The organism is Pseudomonas sp. NPDC098740 (assembly GCF_044760065.1).
Taxonomy (GTDB): Bacteria; Pseudomonadota; Gammaproteobacteria; order Pseudomonadales; family Pseudomonadaceae; genus Aquipseudomonas; species Aquipseudomonas rossensis.
The window spans coordinates 143,114-168,589 of sequence record NZ_JBIWAM010000002.1 but is presented as its reverse complement, the minus strand read 5'-3'; the positions used below and the strand labels follow the sequence as shown (position 1 = coordinate 168,589).

Here is a 25,476-nt window from a genome sequence, read left to right as displayed (position 1 = left end):
GACTCGCTGACACTGCCAGCCTATCCGGGGAATGCCCGCATGATGCTCGACGCCATTCGTTGGGACACCGATCTGATCCGCCGTTACGACCTGGCGGGACCGCGCTACACCTCCTACCCGACCGCGGTGCAATTCGACGGTCAGGTCGGCACGTTCGACCTGTTCCACGCCCTGCGCGACAGCCGTAAAGCCCTGCGCCCGTTATCGCTGTATGTGCACGTGCCGTTCTGCGCGAACATTTGCTACTACTGCGCCTGCAATAAAGTCATCACCAAGGACCGCGGCCGGGCCCAGCCCTATTTGCAACGCCTTGAGCAGGAAATCCAGCTGATCGCCTGCCACCTCGACCCCACGCAAAAAGTCGAGCAACTGCATTTCGGCGGCGGCACCCCGACCTTTCTCAGTCACGATGAACTGCGCCAGCTGATGGCCCAGTTGCGCAAAAGCTTCAACTTGCTGGACGACGATTCCGGCGACTACGGCATCGAAATCGACCCTCGCGAAGCCGACTGGTCGACCATGGGCCTGCTCCGTGAGCTGGGATTCAATCGGGTCAGTATCGGCCTGCAAGACCTCGACCCGGCGGTGCAACGGGCGGTCAATCGCCTGCAAAGCCTGGAAGAAACCCGCGCGGTGATCGACGCTGCCCGCACGCTGCAGTTTCGCTCGATCAACATTGACCTGATCTACGGCTTGCCAAGGCAGACACCCGAGAATTTCGCCCGCACCGTCGATGAAGTGATCAACCTGCAACCGGACCGCCTCTCGGTGTTCAACTACGCGCACCTGCCGGAACGCTTCATGCCGCAACGACGAATCAACAGCGACGAGCTACCGACACCGGCGCAAAAACTGGAAATACTCCAGGGCACCATCGAGCAGCTGACCCAGGCCGGTTACCGCTACATCGGCATGGACCACTTCGCGCTACCCGACGATGAACTGGCGATTGCTCAGGAAGAATCGACCCTGCAACGCAACTTCCAGGGCTACACCACCCACGGTCACTGCGACCTGATTGGCCTGGGCGTGTCGGCCATCAGCCAGATCGGCGACTTGTATTGCCAGAACAGCAGCGACCTGAATCAGTACCAGAACACGCTGGCCAGCGCGCAACTGGCCACCAGTCGTGGTCTGCTGTGCAACGCCGATGACCGCCTGCGACGTGCGGTCATCCAACAACTGATCTGTAATTTCAGCCTGGAATTCGCCGAGATCGAACACGCCTTCAACATCGACTTTCAGGGCTACTTCGGCGAACTTTGGCCGCAGTTGCAGGGAATGGCCGACGACGGCCTGATCGAACTTGATAACAAACGTATCACCGTACTGCCCGCCGGACGATTGCTGGTGCGTTCGGTGTGCATGGTGTTCGACGCATACCTGGAACAGCAAAATCGCCAGCGGTTTTCGCGGGTGATCTAGCCATCACCTCACTGGCCGGTCTGCGAAACGCCGACTTTACGACCCTGCGACAAAATCGCCGCGTGCCTGAATGTCCTCCCGTGGGTTACCCTTACGGCTTATGTGTGTTTTCCCACAAGGATTGAAGAAATGTCCGAGCCAGTAAAGCTGCGCGCTCATAGTCAGGCCCATTGCAAGGATTGCAGCCTGGCCCCCCTCTGCTTGCCACTTTCTTTGAATCTGGAAGACATGGATGCGCTGGACGAAATCGTTAAACGTGGCCGCCCGCTGAAAAAGGGCGAATTCCTGTTCCGCCAGGGCGACACGTTTGATTCCGTTTATGCAGTACGCTCTGGCGCCCTGAAGACCTTCAGCCTGAGCGATGGCGGTGAAGAACAACTCACCGGTTTCCACCTGCCGAGCGAACTGGTCGGTCTGTCGGGCATGGACACCGAAAAACACCCGGTCTCGGCGCAAGCCATGGAAACCACATCGGTGTGTGAAATCCCTTTCGAACGCCTCGACGAACTGGCGCTGCAACTGCCGCAACTGCGCCGTCAGTTGATGCGCGTGATGAGTCGCGAGATTCGCGACGATCAGCAAATGATGTTGCTGCTGTCGAAAAAAACTGCCGACGAGCGCATCGCCACGTTCCTGGTCAACCTGTCGGCCCGTTTCCGCGCCCGTGGTTTCTCGGCCAACCAGTTCCGACTGAGCATGTCGCGCAACGAAATCGGCAATTACCTGGGCCTGGCGGTGGAAACCGTGTCCCGGGTGTTCACGCGCTTCCAGCAAAACGAACTGATTGCTGCTGAAGGCAAGGAAATCCACATCCTCGACCCGATCCAGCTCTGCGCCCTGGCCGGCGGCTCGCTAGACGGCTGATTTTGGCGATGGCGGCTGAGCGAAACGGTTCAGCCGCCGTTATACTGCGTCGTTTGCAGCCTGCCAGGATTCTTCGACTATGGCCTTCGACTCCTTCGACATCAAATCCCTCATCCGCCCTGTGATCGACTTTCCCAAGCCGGGCGTGATCTTTCGCGACATTACCCCATTGTTCCAGTCGCCCACGGCCCTGCGCCTGGTGATGGACAGCTTCGCCCATCGTTATGTCGAGGCTGACTTTACCCACATCGGTGCGATGGACGCGCGTGGTTTTCTGATCGGTTCGGTCCTGGCCTATCAGCTGAACAAGCCACTGGTGCTGTTCCGCAAGCAAGGCAAACTGCCGGCCGACGTACTGGCCGAGGGTTATGCGACCGAATACGGCGAAGCCTTCCTCGAAGTCCACGCTGACAGCCTGTGCGAGGGCGATTCGGTGGTGATGTTCGATGACCTGATCGCCACGGGCGGGACGCTGATTGCGGCGGCGAACCTGGTTCGACGCATGGGTGCCCGTGTTCATGAAGCGGCGGCGATCATTGATTTACCAGAGTTGGGCGGGTCGCAGCGTTTGGAAGATATGGGGATTCCGACGTTTTGCCTGACGCAATTTGCGTTGAGCGAGCAGTAAGGCGGCGTCTGTACGGACTACCTATATCGCGAGCAAGCTCGCTCCCACAGGGATTGTGTGAACACCGAAAATCCACTGTGGGAGCGAGCTTGCTCGCGATAGCGTCAGCCGCTACACCGCCGATTAAAGCCCCATCTGCTTACTGATGATCTCGTTCATCACTTCCCGCGTACCGCCGCCGATCGACAAAATCCGGTTATCGCGGTACAGCCGCTCCACCAGGCTCTCACGCATATAACCGAGGCCACCCAAAATCTGCACAGCATCCGTAGTAATCCGATCAGCCGTGTCAGTCGCAAAATTCTTGGCCATGGAAATCTCCTTGATCACACTCTGCCCCGCCGCCATCTTCGCTGCCTGGCGGTAGGTGAATTCCCGTGACACCTCCAGCGCCGTGGCCATTTCGGCAAGGCGATGCTTGAGCACCTGCAACTTGCCGATGGGTTTACCGAATGCTTCACGCTGGCGAGCCCATTTCAGGCTCTCTTCCAGCGCCAGTTGCGCGGTCATGTTGGCCATTAGCGCCAGCGCCAGGCGTTCGCTCTGGAAGTTGCCCATGATGCAGGCGAAGCCCATGTTTTCGGCACCAATCAGATTTCCTACCGGCACCCGGCAATCGTCGAAGAACAGTTCGGCAGTGTCCGACGCCCACCAACCCATTTTCTTCAACTGACGGCCGACGGTGAAACCGGGCGTGCCCTTCTCGATCAACAGCAGGCTGATGCCACCGAAACCCGGCGCACCGGTACGCACCGCGACGGTGTAGAAATCCGCGCGGACACCACTGGTGATAAAGGTTTTGCTGCCGCTGACCCGGTAGCACTCGCCGTCACGCACAGCACGGGTTTGCAGGTTGGCGACGTCGGAGCCGCCGCTGGGCTCGGTAACGGCCAGGGCGCTGATCTTTTCGCCAGCGAGCACCTGCGGCACAACGCGATCGCGGACTTCAGGCCTGGCCCACTTGAGGATCGGCGGCAGACCGATGTCCAGCGAGCCGAGCCCCGCCACCAAGCCGCCGGAGCCACAGCGCATCAGCTCTTCGCTGGCGGCGACCTTGGCGAACAGATCACCTTCGTGACTGCCACCCAAGGCTTCGGGGTAACCGATCCCCAGAATGCCCGCCGCACCGGCCTTTTGGTAGAGCTCACGGGGGAAGCTTTCAGCTTCTTCCCACTGGTTGATGTCTGGCAAGATCTCGCGCTCGACGAAACGTCTGACGCTGTCGCGGACCAATTGGTGGCTGTGGTCGAAGTATTCCTGAAAGGCAGGCATCGGCGAGCTCCACTGAAGGTTCAGCGAAGTTAACCGAGCGCTTGCTTGGTTTTCAAGTGAAGGAGGTGTGGAAGATCAAAAGATCGCAGCCTTCGGCAGCTCCTACAATGGCATGCGTACACCTGTAGGAGCTGCCGAAGGCTCGGGCCGCGTTCGGACGATCTTTTGCTTTTAACAATTACAGAGCGATCGGCTTACGCCCGGCAAACGAATGCGCCAACGTCCCGCCATCCACCAATTCCAGCTCGCCGCCCAATGGCACGCCGTGGGCGATACGCGAGGCGATCAGGCCTTTGTTGCTGAGCAATTGGGCAATGTAATGCGCTGTCGCCTCACCTTCCACGGTCGGGTTGGTCGCGAGAATGACTTCAGTGAACGTGCCCGCCTCTTCGATCCGCGCCAGCAGCTGCGGAATACCGATGGCTTCCGGCCCGAGTCCGTCGAGTGGCGACAGATGGCCCTTGAGCACGAAGTAACGACCACGGAAACCGGTCTGCTCCACCGCGTAGACGTCCATCGGCCCCTCCACCACGCAGAGCAAAGTGTCGTCGCGACGGGTATCGGCGCATTGCGGGCAGAGGTCATCTTCAGTCAGCGTGCGGCACAACCGGCAATGGCCCACCCCTTCCATGGCCTGGCTCAGCGCCAAGGCCAATCGCGAGCCGCCGCTGCGATCACGCTCGAGCAGCTGCAACGCCATGCGTTGGGCAGTTTTCTGACCCACACCTGGCAAAATTCGCAGGGCGTCGATCAGTTGGCGAATCAAAGGGCTGAAGCTCATGGGGAAAAGTCCGACAAAACAACGAGACGCGGTTTATACCCGCGCCTCTGTTTAGCGTCAATTACTCAGTCCTGGGCGACCCGCACAACCAGTTTCCCGAAGTTGCGTCCTTCCAGCAGACCGATGAACGCTTCGGGTGCCTGCTCCAGGCCATCGACCACGTCTTCGCGGAACTTCACCTTGCCGTCGCGCACCCACGGCGCCATGGCGCTGACGAATTCCGGCTGACGATCACCGTAGTCGTCGAACACGATGAAGCCCTGGATTCGCACGCGCTTGGTCAGCAGCGTGCGTTGCAATTGCGGCAGTCGATCCGGGCCGGTCGGTGCTTCGTGAGCGTTGTACGACGCGATCAGACCACAGAGTGGAATTCGCGCCTTGGGCTTGAGCAACGGCAGCACAGCATCGAACACCTTGCCGCCGACGTTTTCGTAATAGATGTCGATGCCTTCGGAGCACGCCTTGGCCAATTCATCGGCGAAGTTCGGGCTCTTGTGATCGATGCAGGCATCAAAACCCAGCTCATCGACCACATACCGGCACTTGTCCGCACCACCGGCCACGCCGACCACGCGCAGGCCCTTGATCTTCGCCACCTGACCGACCACCGAACCCACGGCGCCGGATGCAGCCGCAACCACCAGGGTTTCGCCGGCCTTGGGCTGGCCGATGTCCATCAGGCCCATATACGCAGTCATGCCGGGCATGCCCAACACGCCCAACGCCATTGACGGGCTCGGCAGCCCGGACGGCACCGGAATGATGTCGCGACCGTCGCTGAGGCTGTGGCTCTGCCAACCGGTAGAACCGACCACCAGATCACCTTCGTGGAATTTCGGATTCAGCGAGCGCTCGACCCGGCTGACAGCGCCACCGGTCATCACCTCGCCGATTTCAACCGGAGCGGCGTAGGACGGCGCGTCGCTCATGCGTCCGCGCATGTAGGGATCGAGTGACAGGTAAAGGGTCTTGAGCAGCACCTGACCGTCGGCCAGGTCCGGTAGCGCAACGCGCTCCAGGCGGAAATTCTCCGGCGTCGGCGCGCCTACCGGGCGGGACGCCAGGACGATACGTTGGTTGAGGGTCAATGCGTCTGGCATGTGAGCGTCTCCTTTTATCGATGAATTCGACGGTATAGGGAGCAGACCGTTGTGACGGTGTGGCGTTCGATGTTTCGTCAGTTGTACCGAGGTGACTTCATCGCGGGCAAGCCACGCTCCCACAGGATTTAGGTGATCCCTGTGGGAGCGGACTTGCCCGCGATGGCTGCCTTTAAGGCAGCACATTTCCAACTGGCAGAAACAAAAATGCCAGGCGCGATGCCTGGCATTTTTTTGTAGCCCATCCGACGCGCTTTGGCGAATCAGAATGGCAGTTTCATACCCGGTGGCAGTTGCATGCCAGCGGTCATGCCGGACATTTTGTCCTGGCTGTTGGCTTCGATCTTGCGCACGGCATCGTTGACGGCGGCGGCGAACACAGCCTCCAGCATCTCTTTGTCGTCTTCGCTCAAGCCTTCGACCAGGCTTGGATCGATGGTCACGCGCTTGACGTCGTGACGACCGGTCATCACCACGGTGACCATATCGCCACCGGCTTTACCGGTGACTTCGGCGTTGGCCAGTTCTTCCTGCATCTTGGCCATTTTTTCCTGCATCTGCTGTGCCTGCTTCATCAGGCCGGCCATGCCACCTTTCATCATGGGAATCACCTCAAAAGTACTTGGATAAATACAGCGCCCGGCCCTTTCGGCCGAACACCTTCAGTTATTAGCCCTGAGTGACCAGGGTCTCGACAGGTTCAATAGTATCGTTACGGACCACCGCACCGAACTGCTGCATCATTTGCTGGATGAACGGATCACCGTGGATCGACTCTTCGGCCTCGCGCTGACGGTTCGCACGGCGCCGGGACGCGGCCTGGGCCGGGGTTTCCTGCTCGGGCTTGATCAGTTCCATGCTCAGGGTCAGCGTACGCCCGTGAAACTGGTTCAACGCATCGTTCAAGCGACGCTGTTGAGTCGCGTTGAACAGCGCGCTGTGGGCCGGGTCCAGGTGCATCAGCCAGTGGTCACCCTCGACGGCGATCAGCGTGCAGTTGGCGGCAATGCTGCCGGTCATGCCGGAGATCGGCAGTTTCGGGAACAACTCCAGCCATTGCAGCGCCAGACCGGTGGCCGGCATGGCGGCCGGTTCAGGTTCGGCTTCCGGCGTTGGCTCGGCGGTGTGTTCGCTGGCCAGTTCATCGAGGTAGCTGTAGGCCGATTCGATGTCTGGCTCGATGTAATCCTCATCAAGCGGCGGCTCGTCGTCCAGGTCCATGCCCGGCGTGGCTGCATCGACTTCGGCTACCGACGGCTCCGGAATCGGCGCAGCGGCCCATTCCGGCGCGTCCGGCACCACGCTGTCGGGGGTTGGCAATGGCATCGGCGCCAATTCGGGCTGTTCGCTGGCGGTTTCCAGCACCGGCTCGACGGCGGGTTGTTGAACGACGTCGGGTTCTATCGGGTCGTTCCAAGGCAAATCGACGACGGCTTCGACCGCTGCTGCTACAACGACAGGCTCTGGCGCATCGACGGGTGCAACCGGCTCAGGCTCGGGCGGCTGCACTGGAGCAACCACCGCCGCAACCGGCGCAGGCGCGACGGGTGCAACTGCCGCAGCGACTACCGGCGCAACAATGGGCGCGGCAGCCACTGAATTTGCGGAATCAACTGTGGCTTGGCTGATCCCCACTGGCTTTAGCGGTTGCCTCGGGGCGTCCGTGGTGTCTGCCGGTCGGAACGCGAGCATTCGCAGCAGGACCATTTCGAAGCCACCGCGCGGGTCTGGCGCCAGCGGCAAGTCGCGACGACCGATCAGGCCCATCTGGTAATAGAACTGCACGTCTTCGGCCGGCAAGGCCTGAGCCAGTGCCAGCACCCGGTCACGGTCGCCATGACCGTTGTCGACGCCTTCAGGCAGGGCCTGGGCGATGGCGACACGGTGCAGCACGTTGAGAATTTCCGAGAGCACGCCGTTCCAGTCCGGGCCTTGTTCGGCCAGGTGACGGACGGCTTCGAGCAAGGCCTTGGCGTCGCCTTCGATCAGCGCATGCAGAACGTCGTAGACCTGACCATGATCGAGCGTGCCGAGCATCGCCCGAACGTCGGCGGCCATGACTTTGCCTTCACCGAAGGCGATCGCCTGGTCGGTCAGGCTCATGGCGTCGCGCATCGAACCGTCGGCAGCACGGCCCAGCAGCCACAGCGCGTCGTCTTCGAACGGCACGTTCTCGACACCCAGCACATGGGTCAAATGCTCGACCACACGCTCCGGTGTCATGTTCTTCAGAGAGAACTGCAGGCATCGCGAAAGAATGGTTGCAGGAAGTTTCTGCGGATCGGTGGTCGCCAGGATGAACTTGACGTAGGGCGGCGGCTCTTCAAGGGTTTTCAACAGCGCATTGAAGGAATGGCTGGAGAGCATGTGCACTTCGTCGATCAGGTAGACCTTGAAGCGCCCGCGGCTCGGCGCGTACTGCACATTGTCGAGCAGTTCGCGGGTGTCCTCGACCTTGGTCCGGCTCGCGGCGTCGATCTCGATCAGGTCGACAAAGCGGCCTTCATCGATCTCGCGGCACACCGAGCACTCGCCGCAAGGTGTTGAAGTGATACCTGTTTCACAGTTCAGGCATTTGGCGATGATCCGCGCGATGGTGGTCTTGCCGACCCCGCGGGTACCGGTAAACAAATAGGCGTGGTGCAGCCGCTGGCTGTCCAAGGCATTGATCAGAGCCTTGAGCACATGGGTCTGGCCGACCATTTCGCGGAACGAGCGCGGACGCCATTTACGTGCAAGAACCTGATAACTCATCGAAAACCGTCGCAACTAAGGAACAGAAGCGGCTAATGCTAGCGGAGCAAGGCCAAAATTGCATCCGGCGCGCTCGTCTAATCTGGCTAAGATGGTCTTTGGGGGGGGCTTTTATCGGCTCGGGGTTTATCAATACCGGAGCGTTTATGCGGCTGGCCTTTGGGGCACTGCTGTTGATCAGCCTGAATGTCGCTGGCGCCGAGCCGCCATTGCGCTTCGTGGTGCCCGACAGTTGGGCGATGCCGATGGTGCAACTGGAACGCGGCCACCCCACCCAAGGCATCCTGCACGACGTGATGGTCAGCCTCGCGACCCAGGTCGGCGTGCCGGCCGAATTTCACGTACTGCCTCGCACGCGAGTGCAAAACGCCATGGAGCACGGCGAAGTCGATATCCGCTGCTATGCGGCGCAGTCCTGGCAGCCGAATCAGTCCGGGGACTACATCTGGAGCATTCCACTTTGGTTTCAGCGCGACATGCTGATCAGCCGGCCAGATCCGCTGACCTCAGTGACGCCCGCGGACTTGTCGCGACAATCCATCGGCACGGTACTCGGCTACAGCTACCCGACCCTGCAACCGCTGTTTGACGCCAACCGACTGCATCGCGAAGACGCGCGCAACCAGGAGCAGGTGCTGGAAAAACTACTGGCCGGACGCTATCACTACGCCGTGAGCAATCAATGGACGCTGGATTGGTTCAATCAGCGCCTGCTGCCTGGCCGGCAACTGCAAGGCGTGGCGGTTTTGCAGGAACAGAGTGTCGGTTGTTATGTGCGCAACGATCCCAAGGTGCCCGTGCAGCGCATTTTGCGCACCTTGGTGCGAATGAAAATGTCCAGGGAAATCGACGACATTATCCGGCTCTACATTGGTGGCGAGCCACTCAAGGCGCCCAATGGCAAGCCTTGACCCGCCTGCTCCAGCACCTGCCATTGCGGCGGCGCTACAAAACCCTCGACCCAGCCCGGTACTTCTGCGGGCGGCATCGGCCGGGCAATGAAATAACCTTGAGCAACTTCGCAGCCCAGGCGCAGCAGCAATTCACCGTGCTCGATACTTTCCAGCCCTTCGGCGATCACCTGCCGGCCAAAGGCCCGAGCCAGGCCAATGACCGCCATGGTCAGGGCCAGATCATCACGATCATTAACGATGTCGCGCACGAACGACTTGTCGATCTTGATGGTTTGGGTTTGCAAACGCTTGAGGTAGCTCAGGGACGAATAACCGGTGCCGAAGTCCCCCAGTGAAAACTGCACCCCCAGCGCCTGACAGGCCTGTAAACAGGCGCTGACATGCTGAATGTTCTCAATCGCCACCGACTCGACGATTTCCAGATCGAGCATCCGCGGAGCCACCTCGGCATGCCGGGCGAGCACGTGTTTGAGCCGGTCGACGAAATCCGCGCGCTGGAAATGTCGTGCCGCTATATTAATGCTGACTGGCCAGCCCTGCCCCGCTTGCTGCCAATGGTGCAACTGCGACAGGACCTGATCCATCACCCATTCACCGATATCGATGATCAGGTCCGTTTCTTCCACCAGCGGCAAAAACTCCCGGGCCGGCATCATGCCGTGTTGCGGATGCTCCCAACGTAACAACGCCTGAAAGCCGACAACCTCGCCACGACGCATGTTCACCTTGGGCTGAAAATGCACACGCAACTCACCGGCAGCCAGCGCCTGGCGCACTCGCTCGACCGTCTGGTGAGTGGCCTTGACCTCCTGATCCCGGGACACGTCGAACAAATGAAAGCGATTGCGTCCGCTTTGTTTCGCCACGTACATGGCCTGATCGGCATGACGCAACAATGTTTCGGCATCTTGATTGTCGTGGGGGAACAGGGTGACGCCGATACTGGCAAACACATTGACGCCCTTGCCATGCAGCGAGTACGGCGCCGAAATGGCGCCCAGCACCCGGTTCAACGCCGCACGCAGTTCCGGCAGATCTCGCACGTATCGCAACACCAGCACAAACTCGTCACCGGCCAGCCGCGCCACCACATCTTCGCCGCGAACAATGGCGCGCAAACGCTTGGCCACCTCGACCAACAGCAGATCGCCACTGGCATGCCCGTAGCCATCATTGACCGCTTTGAAGCCGTCGAGATCAAGCATGCATACCGCCAGCGGGATGTTTTCGTGACGGGAGAACTCCAGCGCCTGATCCAGCAAATCCGAGAGGAACGCGCGATTCGGCAGCCCGGTCAGCACGTCATGCCCCACCCGCCATTGCAGTGAATGCAGCAATTGGTGTTTTTCGCTGATGTCGAAACGAATCGAAAGATAACGGTCAACCCGCCCGGTGGCATTATCGAGCACCGGCACCATGGTGCTGTCGACCCAATACAGGCTGCCGTCCTTGGCGCGATTACAAATCTCGCCTTTCCAGACCTTGCCCAAGGCGATGGTGCGCCACATGACCGCGAAGAAATCGGCGGAATGCAGACCCGAGTTGAGGAGACGATGGTTCTGCCCGAGCAGTTCTTCGCGGCTATAGCCGGACACGGCACAGAACTGATCGTTGACGTGGGTGATCCGGCCGCTCAGATCGGTCTCGGAAAAAATCGCGGCGGCATCCACGGCCCTGCGGTATTTCTCATCCATGAGTCAGGCTCGCTGTGGCTAGCGGTGGTACCGCTCGACCCGTGCAGGATGCCCGGAAGAGATGTTTTTATAGGTAATGCGCAGCAACACGATATCACTCCATGAACAGTGTTTGATGGCCTCCTGACAGCAGAGATCAACTAACCTTAAAGGCCCAAAATACCCATTTTGAGCGGCGATTCTACGAAATGCATCACATTTTGCAAAGCAAGGTGATGGATCATGCAGTTGTCTAATGCAAAAATCTATCGTTAGGTTCTTGATTCTAAATGGGAATTAAGCGATGCAAATTTCAAGTTTGGGTGCGGCCATTCGGCGCTACCGCAAGGTCGCTGGGCTTACTCAGGCTGAACTCGGCGAAAAAACCGGTTTTGACCCCAAAACCATCAGCCGCTTCGAAACCGGCACCTACACCCCCAGCGTGGAAGCCTTGTTCCTGTTTGCCGATGTGTTGGGTGTAAAGCTGAACGCCTTTTTCGCAGATTTAGGCGATGAAGATGAACAGCGGGCGTATCTGTTCGGTGTCATACATAAAGCCACCCCGAAGGATCTGGGAAAGCTGATTGCAGCGGTTGACCAGGCCTTGTCCAAGCCTTAGTGCCAGAAATAAAAAAGGAGGCCGAGTTGTCGCATTCGACAGCTCGGTCTCCTTTTATGTGTTCGCTCTGAAAACCGGAAACGAAAAAACACCGCCCTGGACAAGATCCGTGGCAGAGCAACAAGAATGTATTTTTAGACAGATAACGCGAGAGAGGACTCGCGGTGCGTTATGGAGGCAACCCCACCAGCCACACCCCGGCACACAATGTTCCCGCTGTGGCTGCTTCCTTCCGGATCTGACCAGGTTCACGGGTAATCGTTGCGGGGGGACCGATGGGGTCAGGGTTACAGGCTCTTTGGGTTGCAATATTTCTACCGTGCAAACTCGCTGCACGGGCAGTCAGAAAACGGGGTGTAGTCAGCACTGTACAACTTTGCTGTACAACACAGGTGTACAACATGGCCTACATAACCCGCCGTGGACCCGTCTATTACCTGAATCTCAGGCTACCCGAGCATCTCTTCCCGAGGTGTAACACCTTGCGTTTGAGCCTGAAAATTCGGCACCGGCAGAGCGCCTTGTTCCTCGCCAGCTCACTAGCTCAGCAGGTGCATAGCCACCTCTCCGAACACCCTCTGACAGACCTTCTGACGTTGCGTAAGCTTTGCACTGAATGGCGAGATACATGCCCTGCCCCGAATTCAATGCATCGATCACACCAGTTCATAGCCAAGCCTGCGGAATCAGTCGCTAATGGTCCCGCACTGTCTACCCTGTCGAAACTCTATATAGATGAGGGAAAGCGTGGCGGTACGTGGCGAACCGTCAGTACCTTCGAGGTGGAACGCGCCCTACGCGATTTGTTCGAGCTAACGGGTGACATGCCAGTTGAAGCCTTCGACGCTCGACAAGCCCGACTACTGAAAGAAAGACTGTGCCGATGCCCCCAGTACTTCGGCCTACGCCCTGAATTCAAAGGAAGAACCTTGAAGGAAGTGGTGGAATCTGGCAGCACCTACAAGACCATCACGGCAGTAACGGTGAACAACCGGCTACGCAAACTCTCTGCCTTCCTTAACTGGTGCAAGGCCAATGGCTACATCACGGAGAATCCACTGGTGGGACTGAAGGTAATGACTGGAGCGGCCAAGGAAGCACGTCTGTCCTTCGACCAACACGACCTGACTATCCTCCTCGACCTTAATGTGCTCCAAGACGAAGCTCGTAATCATCCTTGGCGATACTGGCTACCGCTCATGGGGCGAGCCACCGGAGCTCGACTGGAAGAGTTATGCCAACTGCGTGTTGACGACTTCATCCAGCAACAGGTTATTCATTGCATCCGTATCGATGACAAAAGTGAAGGCCAGAATCTGAAGAACTCCAGTAGCCGACGTGTACTACCCATTCACCCCACTCTGGTCGAGCTGGGTCTACTGCGGCATGTTGAGTCAGTCAGGGCCACCGGGGCAGATCGCCTGTTCCCTGAACTTGAACCCGTACGAGGAAAGCTGGGCCATGCACCATCCAAATGGTTCGGACGTTACAAGGTGAAACGCGGGATCACCGACTCCAAGAAAACATTCCACAGCTTTCGACATACTCTGATCGATGATCTTCGGGACTCAGGAGTCCAGGACTCTCTAATCAAGCGAATAGCAGGACACGAGGACGGTGCTGTGACGTTCAGCATCTACGGCAGTCGCAGCCCATTGAAGGCAATGGTGGACGCACTGCGACACATTGAGCTGATACCCGGCGCATAAAAAAGGGGTGCCTTTCAAAGCAGTATCCATCGACAAGGCACCCCAAACAATTAAATCAAAATAAAAACAAATAACTAATACCACAGCACACCACAAACAAAACAGCGCCAATAACGATTTGATCAAATCCTTATTCAATACAAGTAAACAAGCCCCCAGCAAAATTCTTACACCCCCTAATTAAAACTTTTGATTCTGTTTAGGATCATCATGATTCGTAGTATGATCAGCTCAACAAAACCGAAATCCCCGCTGACCCCGACGACCCCCGTCATTATCAGCTAGGATTAATTCACCCATAAAAAGGTACATTAGTAATGCCCACTAAATCTATTTACACCGCCATTGCGGCACCAGGCGCTGGGAAGACCCAAGCCGTAATCAACAAGATTCCAGCTTATATTAAACACGGATGCAAAATTGTAATGGCGCTTCCTACATTAAAATTAAATAATGATATTTTTATCTCCATGAACACAGCGAAGCTAACCCCTCGGATCATCAACAGTGAACAGGACGAAGTTAAGCACAATCAGACATCAGTAACCAAAGTTCTGACCGACGCTCTGATAAGTGGAAATGACTCTTTGATTATCATCACGCATGATTCACTGAGACGCGTGGACCCCAACCTTCTTGAACCCTACATTTTGATAATTGACGAAGTTCCGTCGATCATTGATATCAATCACTTTACAGTGAAGGCTTGGGACGCAATAACAATTTTTGCTGCAACTGATGCGTTTAATAACCAACTGAAAATCAAGGATAGGCAGCTTGTTGCAATCAAGGAAAAGGTTAAGACCTATAAAGCATCTTTGACAAATAATGGATATGCGTCCACGCTATCCGGACTGGAACATAAAATTTATGACGCCATTCTGACCGGTAATATTGTTCATTTTGATGTGGAAGATGGTGGAAAGATAACCTTCCACATCATTGTTGAACGGTCAATCTTCCCACACATTGACAGAGCTCGGCGAACACACATTTTGGCAGCCAATATCGATGGAGGTATCTTCGACCTTTTTGCTAAAAAATTAGGGTATCGATACAAAAAATCCGAGTTCACTCCTGAGTCACCCGGTTACATGTGCGATTTTATATTTACCCGATGCTGAATGGTCACTGGTCAAAACGTAAAGTGCTAGGAAATGAACAAGGCGACCAAAGTCATATTCACACCGGAACAAATGATCAGTTCATTGATAAAATTTTCGAAACCGCACTACAACATACTCCGAGCAGAAAACTGTTGATCGTACAAAATAAATGGGGGAAATTTAGCGAACGTTATGCGCCGTCAAATTTGAAGGCAATGAAAAAAATTGAATTTCTTCAATTGGACTGCCGTGGCCTGAACTGCTATCAAGACAGTAATGCTGCACTATTGCTATTTGGCGGAAATCCAAGCCCCAATGACAAGAGAAGTTTTAAAATGATCAGTGACAAACACAATATCAGCGTGGCGAGCCTTAATGATGCGTGGATCGTGCAAAACAAATTCGAGGCTAGCTTACAAGCTTTAACTCGAACCGCAATTCGGACTCGAGGCAATACGAGTTCCGTTTATTTTTACGTGCAAGATATGACAGTCGCAAATTATCTAAAATCAACCTATATGACCAATGCAATCATTGACGACTGCCTTGCTTTAACTATCGAAAAACCAGATGGCAGGTCTAAAGTCCCACCCAACGAAAAAGCTAAAGCGGTTAACTTTATCAAACTAGCTTTAAACAGAGGCACCAAACAAGCCGATATCAATAACGCCCTGGTGGAGCTTTGGAGCGTAGCAAAGAGAACTGCCCGCACATGGACAAAGAACGTACGCGAAAGCTTACCAGTCGAGCCTGCCGAAGGTCTTGAACGGTTCTTCGTATAATACTGATTCCGCCCGGTGAAAGCTGGGCGGCTAGTCTGCATAAAACGGCCGTAATCCTATGAATACTTCTTAGAGATATAGCCGCCTATAAAACCTCAAAGCCTTTAAGCTTCTAAAACTCTAAAAGCTTTAAGTCTTTCTAGAGCTCTATTAGCCATAACAATCAAAGACCAAATCAGAAGGCACGAAGTGCGTTCTCCGTGCGAAGCGCGGTTATCCAACCCCATTAACACCATGATAGTTCTAGACTCAGAAACAACTAGAACTGGATAATCTCAGCCTTCGGCTTCGAACCTTAAACATTATCAACGACACTAGTCGCCATTGAATTATTTAAAAGCCAAAGATACCCATCAGTTCATATTGATTCTCTGCCCCGTACCGGGGCACACTCGCGAGCTCGTGTAATCAAACCTAACAGACGATAACCCTAGCGATCATCTATGATGTTTTAAAAGCATAGAGATTTAACAAACACATCCGTTCCGATTGCCCACGGCGTCACCTCGGACATTAACCAGGAGTTCCACATCAAACGCTATGCAGTTTGAGTAAAATCACACCCCGTATAAAACAACAGGAAATATTAATATAAAAGCATTTCTTGTTATTTTTAACGTCACGACTTTCACTGACCACAGTCTAAAAACCTGAGGACAAGTGACAAAACCATTGTACCAATGCGCCAAAACACGCCATTTAGAGGCATTTCTTTAAACAACAGTATGATAGAGCGACCAGACCACATAGCACTGGCCTTATGTGCCTTTTTATATTTCGAGCTGAGTCATTCCATCCTATGACCTAATAAATTGGGGGCATCCTAGAGGACGCAATACAACAGACCAAATAACCTTCAGAAATAAATTCGCATGAAAAGCCCCTGAAAACGGGGCTTATACCATTAATTTTTATCCTACCTTCAAACTTAACCAAACTTATAAAGAATGAGAAGCGACGATATCAAGGCACTGTTGACGCACTTCGAGCCTCAGCACGGTTTAGGCCTGCATAAGTTCGCTCGATCTGCGTCGATCGACTGCGACGCCCACACCCAAAGTACAGGAATTAAAATCCAAGGGGTTCGTCCAATCAGCCACAGCATCTGACCTAGGAGTCAGTCTAAGCAATGTCAAAAGGTTGTGGAACAAGGCTATAAAACCTAATCTAGCCTACCTTCCCTACCTAAAATTTGATATCCCCCAATTTCAGGGGCTGAAGACCTATTTGGATCCCCGTGGCCTGATTGGAACTAGGCTCTAAGTTAGAAGCTTAAAAAAAGCGCCACCATTTAGCCATAGTTCAGGTTTTTCCATTAGACTCGTTTTTTTGGATACCGTGAGAATATGGAAGTGGGCCAATCATTCGTAGACAAGAGTTGGAATTCCTATGCACGTCCGTTGCTTCTGGGGCTTTGCCTCATGCAGACGGCGCTCTATACGCATGCTTCGCAGGATCTAATCGAAAACAAGAGTATGGCCGAAAACGGCGATACCTCTGCCCAAACACTGTTCCATTCCAGAGAAAGTGCCGAGGCGGAAGCTAAGGCAAAGGCCGCCGAATATGCCAAGGCTCGGATGGTAGAAGATGCTAAGACTAAGGCGGCAGAAGAAGCCAAGACTATCACACAGCTAAAGGCTATAGAAAATACCAATGACTTGAAGTATTCAGGGGGGCTATCAGAAGCACTACAAAACAACAAAGATAAGGGGTTAGACTGGTTCAAGAACAAGCTGTTCAAGCTAGACAAAGCCTCTGTCATCACCATGTGCGATCCAGGCATATGCTACGTTGTAGCATTTAGTGGGTTATCGGGTCTTGGAATAACCTCAGAAAATGGAGACTTCAACGGTCGACAGCTGCAAGGGCAGCTTGTACGTGTTATTGGCACGGACCGGTTCGGAAATATTGTGGTCACCAGATTAACCACAAATGATAAACCCTCGCAAAAATCACGTCCAAACACGCAGGAAAAACCAGCACAACAGCCAAGTCTAGCTAGTCCTGCAACTTCAAATTACGCCGAGATAGTGAATAGCATTGATGATTTGATCACAGAGCGAGTAGTTGAAAACTGGGCTCGCCCACCGTCGGCGCGAAATGGCATGGTGGTCGTGGTACAGGTTGAGATGGTGCAGGATGGCACGATGAGGTCAGTCAATGTCGCCAAGTCCAGTGGAGATGTTCCTTACGATAACTCGGTGGTAGCGGCAGTCAAAAGTATCGGTCGCTTGTCGGAAATGCAGGAACTCAAGCCGAGTGATTTCCAGCCATACCGTTCATTCAAGCTGACATTCTCACCTGAAGATCTAGCCTTGTGATCAATGGCACCCGGCTTGCGCGTAGGGTGCGTCGACGATTGGCCGCACATTCGTCTTCCTAGATGGTTGGAGTCACCATAGCCAAATAACATTGCCCAGCCCCCAGCGTCATTCCGCAGGGGGCTTGGACTATTAAAACTCTGCTTGCTCGATAATCCCGGCAGCCCACATTCGATCACCACCCATTCAAGGATGACCACCATGCCAGACAACACAGATGCCGACATCGCCACAGCGGACGTACTGACCTTGCTACTGCACAACCAGCACGCACTAGCCGCAGCAATTGAAGAAGTCGCCTTGTGGGCAAGGTCAACTGGTTCGCCCGAAGCACATAACAACGCCATCACGGCGCTGGATACACTCGACACAAATGCCTCGGCCATCACCGCTGGGATTCTCAAGTTGAGGCAATAACCGCTATCAAAGACGCCTAGGATCAAGGAAATAGCCATTGTTGTCGTTCGAATAAAGCTCCCGTCTCCCCCACCTCCAAGCCCTGATTAAGCTGGGGTAATATGATCACCAGGAAGCCAGGAGTAATTTATGGATAGCAAGCAGGCGATAGAACTGGGCGCTAAGGTCATAGCAATACAGACATTAATGATCGCGTTTGCCACCGATGGCCGGACCTCTACTCAACCTGCCGAATACCGGGAGCTCTATGCGGAGGTGACGATTGATCTGGAAGAAGCGAAATATGCGAATCCCAACCCGCACAAATCTCTCGAAGTCTTCATGGCATTTTGCAAGCTCCAGGTAATGAGCACCTATGCTAGTCGGCGTGTCTACGTGCAGGAACTCTATGCAGATGTCTTGCTCGACCTAAAACGGATACAACGACACGCTCCATCATCTAGGAATTGGGCCAAGGCAAATGAAGCGTTGGCCAACGAACTGACGCCAATCCGTGCGCAATGGCTAAAGGCGAAGAACTTCATCTACTCAGCAACGCCTGACTTCGAAAACTCCATAAAGGAGTCAATCAGCTCCGTTGAATCAAGCCTCATGGTGCTTCTGAATGAGCCGAACGGAACGCTCGGCAAGATCATCAGACAAGCAAAGCTCGACGCTGATATTGAACGCTTGATCACCCAAGCCTATGGCTATGCGAGTAACAAAGATTTCGTTAGGCACGGTGGCACAATCGAGTCAGGCCTTTCAAAGGCAGAAGCAGAGTTTTTCCTTGAGTTCGCAGCAACATCCATCGTCTATATCACTAATCGGCTAAAAAAGGGGTGACACGGGGGGACCGACTACGTGCTCTCAGAAAGAGCTAAAGGGGCTAAATCGATCCACCTTATTGGTATTGTCGGATCAAAAAAATCGCCGCGCATATTTTTTGCGTCCCGAGGTTTTCGGGCTGCGAAATTTAAGTACAACACCTACGTACAATGCAGAAACGAAAAAACAAAGTGTCCACGTATCTATGCAAGTAGAGCATCATTAAACGACCGTTAAACGATACCTTTCTGATGAGCGGTATTCGGTATCATAAAAATAGCCTTCAAGGATTGTCGATACCTTAGTACACTGATACCACCTTAAGTGATACTAGTGGAGTCACTCGCCATGTCCCGCACTTTCCTTTACTGTCGCGTTAGTACTGCTACCCAGTTCACCGAGAACCAGGTGCAAGAAGTGAAAGCCGCTGGTTTCGATGTGCAGGCGAGTCGAGTAGTCGAGGAAACCATCTCAGGCAGCATCCCCGCCACTGAGCGTAAAGGCTTCCAGACCTTGCTAGGCAAGATGGAGTCAGGTGACGTGCTGATCGTAACCAAGCTGGACAGGTTAGGCCGTAACGCGATGGATGTACGCCAGACCGTCGAGCACTTGGCATCTGCTGGCATCCGTGTTCACTGTCTCGCACTTGGCGGTGTGGACCTCACCAGTGCAGCAGGCAAAATGACCATGCAAGTTCTCGGTGCCGTCGCGGAGTTTGAGCGTGACTTGCTGATCGAGCGTACTCAGCAGGGTTTGATTCGTGCCAAGGCGGAAGGTAAGAGGCTGGGGCGTCCAGAAGCAACGGACACTACAGCGGCAGTACAGAGACTCAAGGCGAGGGATATGACACAGGCTCAGGTGGCGACTGACCTCAATATCGGTATTGCCACCGTCAAGCGACACTGGAACAAGGCCTGATCCTCTCATCAGCCGCCCACGGGCGGCTTTGCCATGCCGCAGATATTTGCCGATTTGAGCCGGCGATAGCATGTTGGCCCGGTAATGCCGTCAAGGAGCCCGCTCCATAGTGTCCAGTTCTGCCGATTTCCCCGATGCCGCCTATTGATATTCGCCCTCTATTGTATGGGCCGATATTCGATTGGCCTGCCGCGGACTTCGGAGAATCTGCCTTAGGTGTCTCTGGCGATAAAAGTCAGACTAGGCTTGGGCGTTCGGTTAATTTCTTAACTGGTATACTAATCCGGCTCGCTGCTAGACAGCTGCTGGTCCGGAGGGGACATGGATATCAAAGCCTTTTGCGTTGAACACGCTATCGATATGAGCAAGTGTGGTGTGTCTCTAATAGGCGGGAGCTTCAGTTTGGTCGAGTTGGTCGAATTGGAAGTTTCCCCAGTTGAGTTTCTTATCCTGGCAGAAGAAGACTTCCAACGGGGCGGGCAGTCGGCACTAATAAATGCTACGTCAAACATCAAGCGAGCAATAGTCAGTCAAATGGATCGGTTGCTGAATTCTTTTGGCTTTAAATCATCAAGACTGGATGTAAAGGAGAAGATTGAGAAGTTAAGAAGGCTCGGGTTGTTGGCCCCCGGTGTCTTACGCAAAGTGGTAAAGCTGCGTAATACTCTAGAGCACGAAAATAAAACTCCAACGATGGAGCAGGTTGAAGATGCTCTTGATATCGCTAGCCTCTTTGTCATGTCTTCATCGGTAATGTTTACGCCTTTTGAAGATGCACTACAGTTTTCTTTGCGTAAGGCGTCTGTCCCGCACCCGATCAAATATTTAACAGTTGGGTTGAGTCGGGAGACCAGTAGCGTGTTTTATACGGTGTATGTCTATGGGGCGGATAATTCTGAGTGCCTTGGTCGATGCACTATTCAGTCCGGACATCTACTGTTTGATCAGCTGGTTAAGCTTTCTGCATATCTGATGATGAAGTACAAAGTTGATCAGGCGTGTAAGGACTTCGATGCGGTGTACGCCGCCTTATAGCAAGAGTGCACACGCTGCTCCTGCAGTAAGATAAGTAATGGATGGAAGGAAGCCCTCTTGAAAGATGACTAACGTGCTAAGTGCTTTAGGCGTCAACAAGCACGCCATATGTGCGGCGATAGAAGAAGTCACCAAGTGGCTCTCTGACAATGGAGTGGGGAGTGTTGCTGCTAACGCTACAGCGGCTTTGGAAACGCTGGACATGAATGCACGGGAAATCACAGATGCGATTATGCGGATACGACAATCGTAGGCATCAATCAGCCCTTCAAGCGATGCAACCCCGTAGCCAGCTACTAAGCACCCAACCAAGCAAATGGGCAGTCACGCTAAATGCAACCAGGCAATAGTCCCAACGTTGCGATCAAACAGCTACAGATACACATCCTTGTGTATATTGAGCGAGGCAAGCTACTTAGTGCCACATCGAACTATAGCCAGCTATAAAATTGCGACCTGAGACGCATAGTGCTCATAATGCGGATGGTGATGATTGAAAACATTGCTAAATCCCATCATCAAACTACTTGTAAAACTATCATTATTAACTGTTTTACTTGCACCGTTTCTAGCCACCAGACGGTTGACTCTTTTCATCGCAGCTGTCGCTAAAAAATGCCCTCTCATGAAATCCAAAGCTCTATATCTCGTTTTACCAAAAACAGCTTTTACCGTCAGCATGTTGTTCTGAAGAGGAACATCAGCTGCGTGTTTCACAACCGCTGCCTCTATTTTTTTGGTGCATGGCGAACAAGACTGCTGACTGGTCATAAAACGAGTGCAGTTATCTGAAAGCACACCAACACCCATTTCATTGATTTGATTGGCCGCATCGTAGAAAATCAAATCCACAAAACTATTTTCTAAGTCATCCAACCATTCATCGAAGTCTGCTTCAGAGATTTTACCATCTGGGATACGGCCATATATCTTCGCAAGCTGAAATAGCGCCATCGAAGTTACTAGCGAGTTTTCAATCGAATGCCCATATGTCACCATTACATCTTGAACCACTTTATAGGCGGGATCCAACCTAGTAAAATCAGAATCTCTTGCAGCCACAGAGTCAATTTGCCGAGCTTCAATTTTCTTGATTTTCTTTTTTAACTCTTCTACCCCATCAACGGATTCGACTTTAAAGCCGCTTTTCTGAAAAGCACGCAGTATCGACTCCCAAAAAATAACATCATCCTCACCCTCAACGTACAGCATTCGACTCGCACCGAAGAAGGCTGCACGCACGTTTAGAGCTGCATCCGAGTAGTCAAGCACGGCCATTGATAACATCCTTCATATCGATAATGCACTTCGGATATTTAGATGCGACCTCTGGAGAGTGAGTAGCAGCGATGATCTGTGCGTTCTGATTGAGTTGCTTGATGGCCGGCAGAATTTTTCTCTGCCAATCTATATGCAATGATAGCTCTGGCTCATCCGCCAAGTACACATAGTGCCTGCCCCGCTGGAGCAAAGCTTCCGCCAACAGAATGATCAGTTGTTTTTCGCCAGAGGAAAGCTTGGGAATAGGAATCTCCTCACACTTCCCCTCCGTACTAGCAACCTTCAACTCACCAGAACTAATACTAAAACTCTTATCAGGAATAAACTCCTTAAGAGTCGAAGTAAACTGATTGATTTCACTATATATATCTAAAGTTTTCTCTTCCGCCTTTAGCGACATATCTACAATATCTTGAGTCCTTAAGAAAGACTCAATTGCGGTAAAGTGCTTTTCCTTCATTTCCGCATGAGAACCTGAAAAGAAAACCTTGAACGCCTCATCAACGGCCAAGATGTGCGCCGATATTTTTCTTTGAGTGTTTGAATCACTTGCACCCAATCTTGTGTAAGCATTCACAAGCTTCCTGTGCTCTTTTTCTTTTTCAAAACTCGATGGCACCACCCTTGAATTAGCGCCATCCGTGAAAAGAATTGAAGCAAGTACATCTTTCTGTAGATTCGACGAAACTTCCCGAGCCTTCAGCGACAACTCATATTGGTACTTAGTTATATCCGCTCTCAGCTGCATCAATCTAAAGTCAATTGGAGAGATAAGCCGCCTACCCGACCTATCTTTAATTTCATAATCTTCCGAACTTTTAAGCCGATAGACTGACAACGAGGACAGACTAATCAGTTCAGAGAGACAACCACGCACCGTTGCTGCTTCTTCTAGTATACGCTTCCTGTAACCCATTGGAACGCGCACTTCATCGCTAGCCGCAATTGCCCTAAGCGAATAGCGCCTATTGGAAATCCTATAATCTATGGAGTGAAAATTAAAGTTGGGGATTTCCCCTTTTGTCACACGCACAAGCCGGCTTTTACTTCCCTTAACCAGCTTTATTGTAATGGTGGTAAAGTCATTTTCGGCCAACTCATCCAAATCCACTGTCAATGCAGCGTGCAGTAGATTCATGAATGTAGTTTTACCAGTACCATTCCGCCCAATAATAATGTTTACATCATCATTAAAGACGCATTTAGCATCTAGTCGATGCCAGAAATTATCTATTCCTACTTCCCTGACGGTATACATTCCTACCCCGACTTTAGATTAAGCATTCGCTTGACATAGCCTTCGAATGTACCAAGAGGCTGATGGCCATCATGGAAATGTACTACAACGAGGTCATGCCCTGAAGACTTTAAGCAGCAGAAGATTGAGATAGTCCGAATCAAAGGGAACTAACGGGAGACACAGAGGGGGGGGGCAGCGAGGACTAGGCGTTGCAACTCAAGAAACAAAGGCTTTGGAATGAGGGTGATTGCTAGCTAATATGGGACAAGGCTGCACCACTTAGGTGTACCTAAACGCTGTCACACTTCGAGATTTTTGACTGACAAATCCTTGTAAAATCAAGGACTTAGAGATAGGTGGCAACCCCACCAGCCACACCCCGGCACACAATGTTCCCGCTGTGGCTGCTTCCTTCCGGATCTGACCAGGTTCACGGGTAATCGTTGCGGGGGGACCGATGGGGTCACCATAACGACGCTCACCTGACGGCGAGCCGCGCCATTGTACCTATCTGAGACGAAGTTACAACCGTTCGGGGGGATTAAAAAAATGTGCTGCTTCAAGGACATGCGCTGACCTTTGAAAGATCGCAGCCTGCGGCAGCTCCTACATGGATCGGCGTACACCTGTAGGAGCTGCCGCAGGCTGCGATCTTTTGATCCTATTGCGCCAACACCTCATCCGCCCGGCCGCCCTCCTGCTGGATCACCAGATGGATGAAGTGCAGCTTGGCGATCACTGCCGGCGGCAGGACGAACGGATAGAAATCCGGCTGCCCCATGCTGCGCGACAACTCATTAAGCATGCCGGCCAGTTCGATCCACGCATTGACGAATGACAGGAACGCCGCGCCGCCGGGATGCTGCGGGTCGTAGAGAGTGCTGGTCGGAAATGGCTTGTAGTCGAAGTCCATTTCCCGCGCGCTCATTCCGAACCCCAACGCCGTATCCACCGCGTCCATCATGTGCAGGTAGTGAGCCCAGGTTTCGGCCCAATCCTCCCACGGATGCATGGTCGCGTAGGCGCTGACGTAATGTTGCTGCCAGTCGAGCGGTGCGCCTTGCTGGTAATGCCGTTCGAGAGCGTCGGTGTAGCTGGCGCGTTCGTCGCCGAACAGGCCTCGGAACGGTTCCAGCCAATGGCTGTTGGCGATCAACCGATCCCAGTAGTAATGCCCGACTTCATGCCGAAAATGCCCGAGCAGCGTGCGATAAGGTTCGTGCATCTGCACCCGAATCTGCTCGCGATGGGCGTCGTCGGCTTCTTTGATATCGAGGGTGATCAGACCGTTGGCGTGACCAGTGGTTGGCGGCTTGCCTTCGAGGTCGACACCGATGAAATCAAAGGCCAGCCCCGTTTCTTCGTCCACGCTCTTGGGGATCACCTGCAAACCCAAGCTGACCAACTGTGCGACCAGCCGCCGCTTGGCCGTTTCGACCTTGCGCCAGCGTTCGTGGTTTTCGGCAATCGACAGGTCGGGGATGGTGTGGTTCAGGCTACAGGCGATGCATAACGCATCGTGGTCATTGGCGGGCAACAGCCAATTGCACGCGGCCGGGGAATCGAGGTTGGCGCAGCGGCGCAAGACACCTGCTTCGGGATCGGCGTCGAGCAACCAGGTATCAGCCTGCAAGCCGGGCTGCAGCGACGATAGGCGACTCTGCTCCGGCTGATAACCCAACGCCGCCGAACACGCCAGGCACTGGCTGTTGCGAAAAAACAGCGACTGCCCGCAGCGGCACTGCCAGACCTTGCTGTTGCGCGAGCTTTCGCCGATGAAGGGCGCGGCGATGCGTGAACTGAGCTGTTCGAAGAAGCGGTACATGGCGA

General features: G+C 53.8%; 22 protein-coding genes, 2 other RNA genes and 1 pseudogene. 14 read left to right on the top strand and 11 right to left on the bottom strand.

Annotated features, from left to right (window positions below):
- The first annotated feature begins 42 nt into the window (after positions 1–42).
- The 3 genes from hemN (at position 43) to ACIQU2_RS03285 (ending at position 2,917) form a co-directional block, all read left to right on the top strand.
- Entirely contained in the window at positions 43–1,425 is a 1,383-nt protein-coding gene (hemN, locus tag ACIQU2_RS03295; protein ID WP_403138886.1) for an oxygen-independent coproporphyrinogen III oxidase, read from the top strand.
- A gap of 129 nt (positions 1,426–1,554) precedes the next feature.
- A complete protein-coding gene (fnr, locus tag ACIQU2_RS03290; protein WP_046047868.1) occupies positions 1,555–2,289 on the top strand; it encodes a fumarate/nitrate reduction transcriptional regulator Fnr in 735 nt (244 codons plus the stop codon).
- A gap of 79 nt (positions 2,290–2,368) precedes the next feature.
- Positions 2,369–2,917: an adenine phosphoribosyltransferase gene (locus ACIQU2_RS03285; RefSeq protein WP_134421759.1), complete on the top strand. Its 549-nt coding sequence runs from the start codon at positions 2,369–2,371 to the stop codon at positions 2,915–2,917.
- Between the two features lie 123 nt (positions 2,918–3,040).
- On the opposite strand, the gene ACIQU2_RS03280 is transcribed toward ACIQU2_RS03285, so the two are convergent.
- From ACIQU2_RS03280 to dnaX, 5 genes are all read right to left on the bottom strand, one after another.
- A complete protein-coding gene (locus tag ACIQU2_RS03280; protein WP_347802994.1) occupies positions 3,041–4,189 on the bottom strand; it encodes an acyl-CoA dehydrogenase family protein in 1,149 nt (382 codons plus the stop codon).
- A 178-nt stretch (positions 4,190–4,367) separates the two neighbouring features.
- Positions 4,368–4,970, bottom strand: coding sequence for a recombination mediator RecR (gene recR / locus ACIQU2_RS03275; protein ID WP_033055661.1), 603 nt, complete (start codon positions 4,968–4,970; stop codon positions 4,368–4,370).
- 65 nt (positions 4,971–5,035) lie between these two features.
- Positions 5,036–6,070, bottom strand: a complete 1,035-nt coding sequence (locus tag ACIQU2_RS03270; RefSeq protein WP_347802995.1) for an NADP-dependent oxidoreductase — start codon at positions 6,068–6,070, stop codon at positions 5,036–5,038.
- A 263-nt stretch (positions 6,071–6,333) separates the two neighbouring features.
- Entirely contained in the window at positions 6,334–6,672 is a 339-nt protein-coding gene (locus ACIQU2_RS03265; protein WP_008028561.1) for a YbaB/EbfC family nucleoid-associated protein, read from the bottom strand.
- 67 nt (positions 6,673–6,739) lie between these two features.
- Positions 6,740–8,824, bottom strand: a complete 2,085-nt coding sequence (gene dnaX / locus ACIQU2_RS03260) for a DNA polymerase III subunit gamma/tau (protein ID WP_403138556.1) — start codon at positions 8,822–8,824, stop codon at positions 6,740–6,742.
- A gap of 146 nt (positions 8,825–8,970) precedes the next feature.
- On the opposite strand from dnaX, the gene ACIQU2_RS03255 reads away from it, so the two are divergent.
- A complete protein-coding gene (locus tag ACIQU2_RS03255; RefSeq protein WP_403138554.1) occupies positions 8,971–9,735 on the top strand; it encodes a substrate-binding periplasmic protein in 765 nt (254 codons plus the stop codon).
- Here ACIQU2_RS03255 and ACIQU2_RS03250 read toward each other — a convergent pair.
- On the bottom strand, positions 9,690–11,432 hold the full coding sequence (locus tag ACIQU2_RS03250) for a putative bifunctional diguanylate cyclase/phosphodiesterase (protein ID WP_403138552.1): 1,743 nt from the start codon (positions 11,430–11,432) through the stop codon (positions 9,690–9,692). The genes ACIQU2_RS03255 and ACIQU2_RS03250 overlap by 46 nt on opposite strands.
- Before the next feature lie 283 nt (positions 11,433–11,715).
- On the opposite strand from ACIQU2_RS03250, the gene ACIQU2_RS03245 reads away from it, so the two are divergent.
- Entirely contained in the window at positions 11,716–12,030 is a 315-nt protein-coding gene (locus ACIQU2_RS03245) for a helix-turn-helix domain-containing protein (RefSeq protein ID WP_403138550.1), read from the top strand.
- A gap of 181 nt (positions 12,031–12,211) precedes the next feature.
- Here ACIQU2_RS03245 and ffs (ACIQU2_RS03240) read toward each other — a convergent pair.
- Positions 12,212–12,308: signal recognition particle sRNA small type (ffs, locus tag ACIQU2_RS03240), an RNA gene on the bottom strand.
- A 123-nt stretch (positions 12,309–12,431) separates the two neighbouring features.
- On the opposite strand from ffs (ACIQU2_RS03240), the gene ACIQU2_RS03235 reads away from it, so the two are divergent.
- The 9 genes and pseudogenes from ACIQU2_RS03235 (at position 12,432) to ACIQU2_RS03195 (ending at position 21,378) form a co-directional block, all read left to right on the top strand.
- On the top strand, positions 12,432–13,739 hold the full coding sequence (locus ACIQU2_RS03235) for a site-specific integrase (RefSeq protein WP_403138549.1): 1,308 nt from the start codon (positions 12,432–12,434) through the stop codon (positions 13,737–13,739).
- A gap of 317 nt (positions 13,740–14,056) precedes the next feature.
- Entirely contained in the window at positions 14,057–14,863 is an 807-nt protein-coding gene (locus ACIQU2_RS03230; protein WP_403138547.1) for a hypothetical protein, read from the top strand.
- Entirely contained in the window at positions 14,857–15,627 is a 771-nt protein-coding gene (locus ACIQU2_RS03225) for a hypothetical protein (RefSeq protein WP_403138544.1), read from the top strand. The genes ACIQU2_RS03230 and ACIQU2_RS03225 overlap by 7 nt, the downstream gene beginning before the upstream one ends.
- Positions 15,628–17,660: 2,033 nt before the next feature.
- A pseudogene (locus ACIQU2_RS03220) lies at positions 17,661–17,948 on the top strand (cell envelope integrity protein TolA); the annotation flags it as partial.
- A 201-nt stretch (positions 17,949–18,149) separates the two neighbouring features.
- Positions 18,150–18,365 carry a hypothetical protein gene (locus tag ACIQU2_RS03215; protein ID WP_130205842.1) on the top strand — a complete coding sequence of 72 codons (216 nt, stop codon included), beginning with the start codon at positions 18,150–18,152 and terminating at the stop codon, positions 18,363–18,365.
- Positions 18,366–18,494: 129 nt separating this feature from the next.
- Positions 18,495–19,190 (top strand): hypothetical protein, encoded by a 696-nt coding sequence (locus tag ACIQU2_RS03210; protein ID WP_403138540.1) that lies wholly within the window; start codon positions 18,495–18,497, stop codon positions 19,188–19,190.
- A gap of 330 nt (positions 19,191–19,520) precedes the next feature.
- Positions 19,521–20,090: a recombinase family protein gene (locus ACIQU2_RS03205; protein WP_403138537.1), complete on the top strand. Its 570-nt coding sequence runs from the start codon at positions 19,521–19,523 to the stop codon at positions 20,088–20,090.
- Between the two features lie 321 nt (positions 20,091–20,411).
- A complete protein-coding gene (locus tag ACIQU2_RS03200) occupies positions 20,412–21,125 on the top strand; it encodes a hypothetical protein (protein ID WP_403138535.1) in 714 nt (237 codons plus the stop codon).
- Between the two features lie 64 nt (positions 21,126–21,189).
- On the top strand, positions 21,190–21,378 hold the full coding sequence (locus ACIQU2_RS03195) for a hypothetical protein (RefSeq protein ID WP_403138533.1): 189 nt from the start codon (positions 21,190–21,192) through the stop codon (positions 21,376–21,378).
- A 188-nt stretch (positions 21,379–21,566) separates the two neighbouring features.
- Here the strand turns inward: ACIQU2_RS03195 and ACIQU2_RS03190 are convergent, their stop codons facing one another.
- The 4 genes from ACIQU2_RS03190 to ACIQU2_RS03175 all read right to left on the bottom strand — a co-directional run bounded on the left by ACIQU2_RS03190 (position 21,567) and on the right by ACIQU2_RS03175 (position 25,471).
- On the bottom strand, positions 21,567–22,403 hold the full coding sequence (locus ACIQU2_RS03190; RefSeq protein WP_403138530.1) for a DUF4435 domain-containing protein: 837 nt from the start codon (positions 22,401–22,403) through the stop codon (positions 21,567–21,569).
- On the bottom strand, positions 22,390–23,664 hold the full coding sequence (locus tag ACIQU2_RS03185) for an AAA family ATPase (RefSeq protein WP_403138528.1): 1,275 nt from the start codon (positions 23,662–23,664) through the stop codon (positions 22,390–22,392). Before ACIQU2_RS03185 ends, ACIQU2_RS03190 begins: the two co-directional genes overlap by 14 nt.
- A 345-nt stretch (positions 23,665–24,009) precedes the next feature.
- Positions 24,010–24,106: signal recognition particle sRNA small type (gene ffs, locus ACIQU2_RS03180), an RNA gene on the bottom strand.
- 201 nt (positions 24,107–24,307) lie between these two features.
- On the bottom strand, positions 24,308–25,471 hold the full coding sequence (locus ACIQU2_RS03175; RefSeq protein ID WP_403138525.1) for a putative zinc-binding metallopeptidase: 1,164 nt from the start codon (positions 25,469–25,471) through the stop codon (positions 24,308–24,310).
- Between the last annotated feature and the right edge of the window lie 5 nt (positions 25,472–25,476).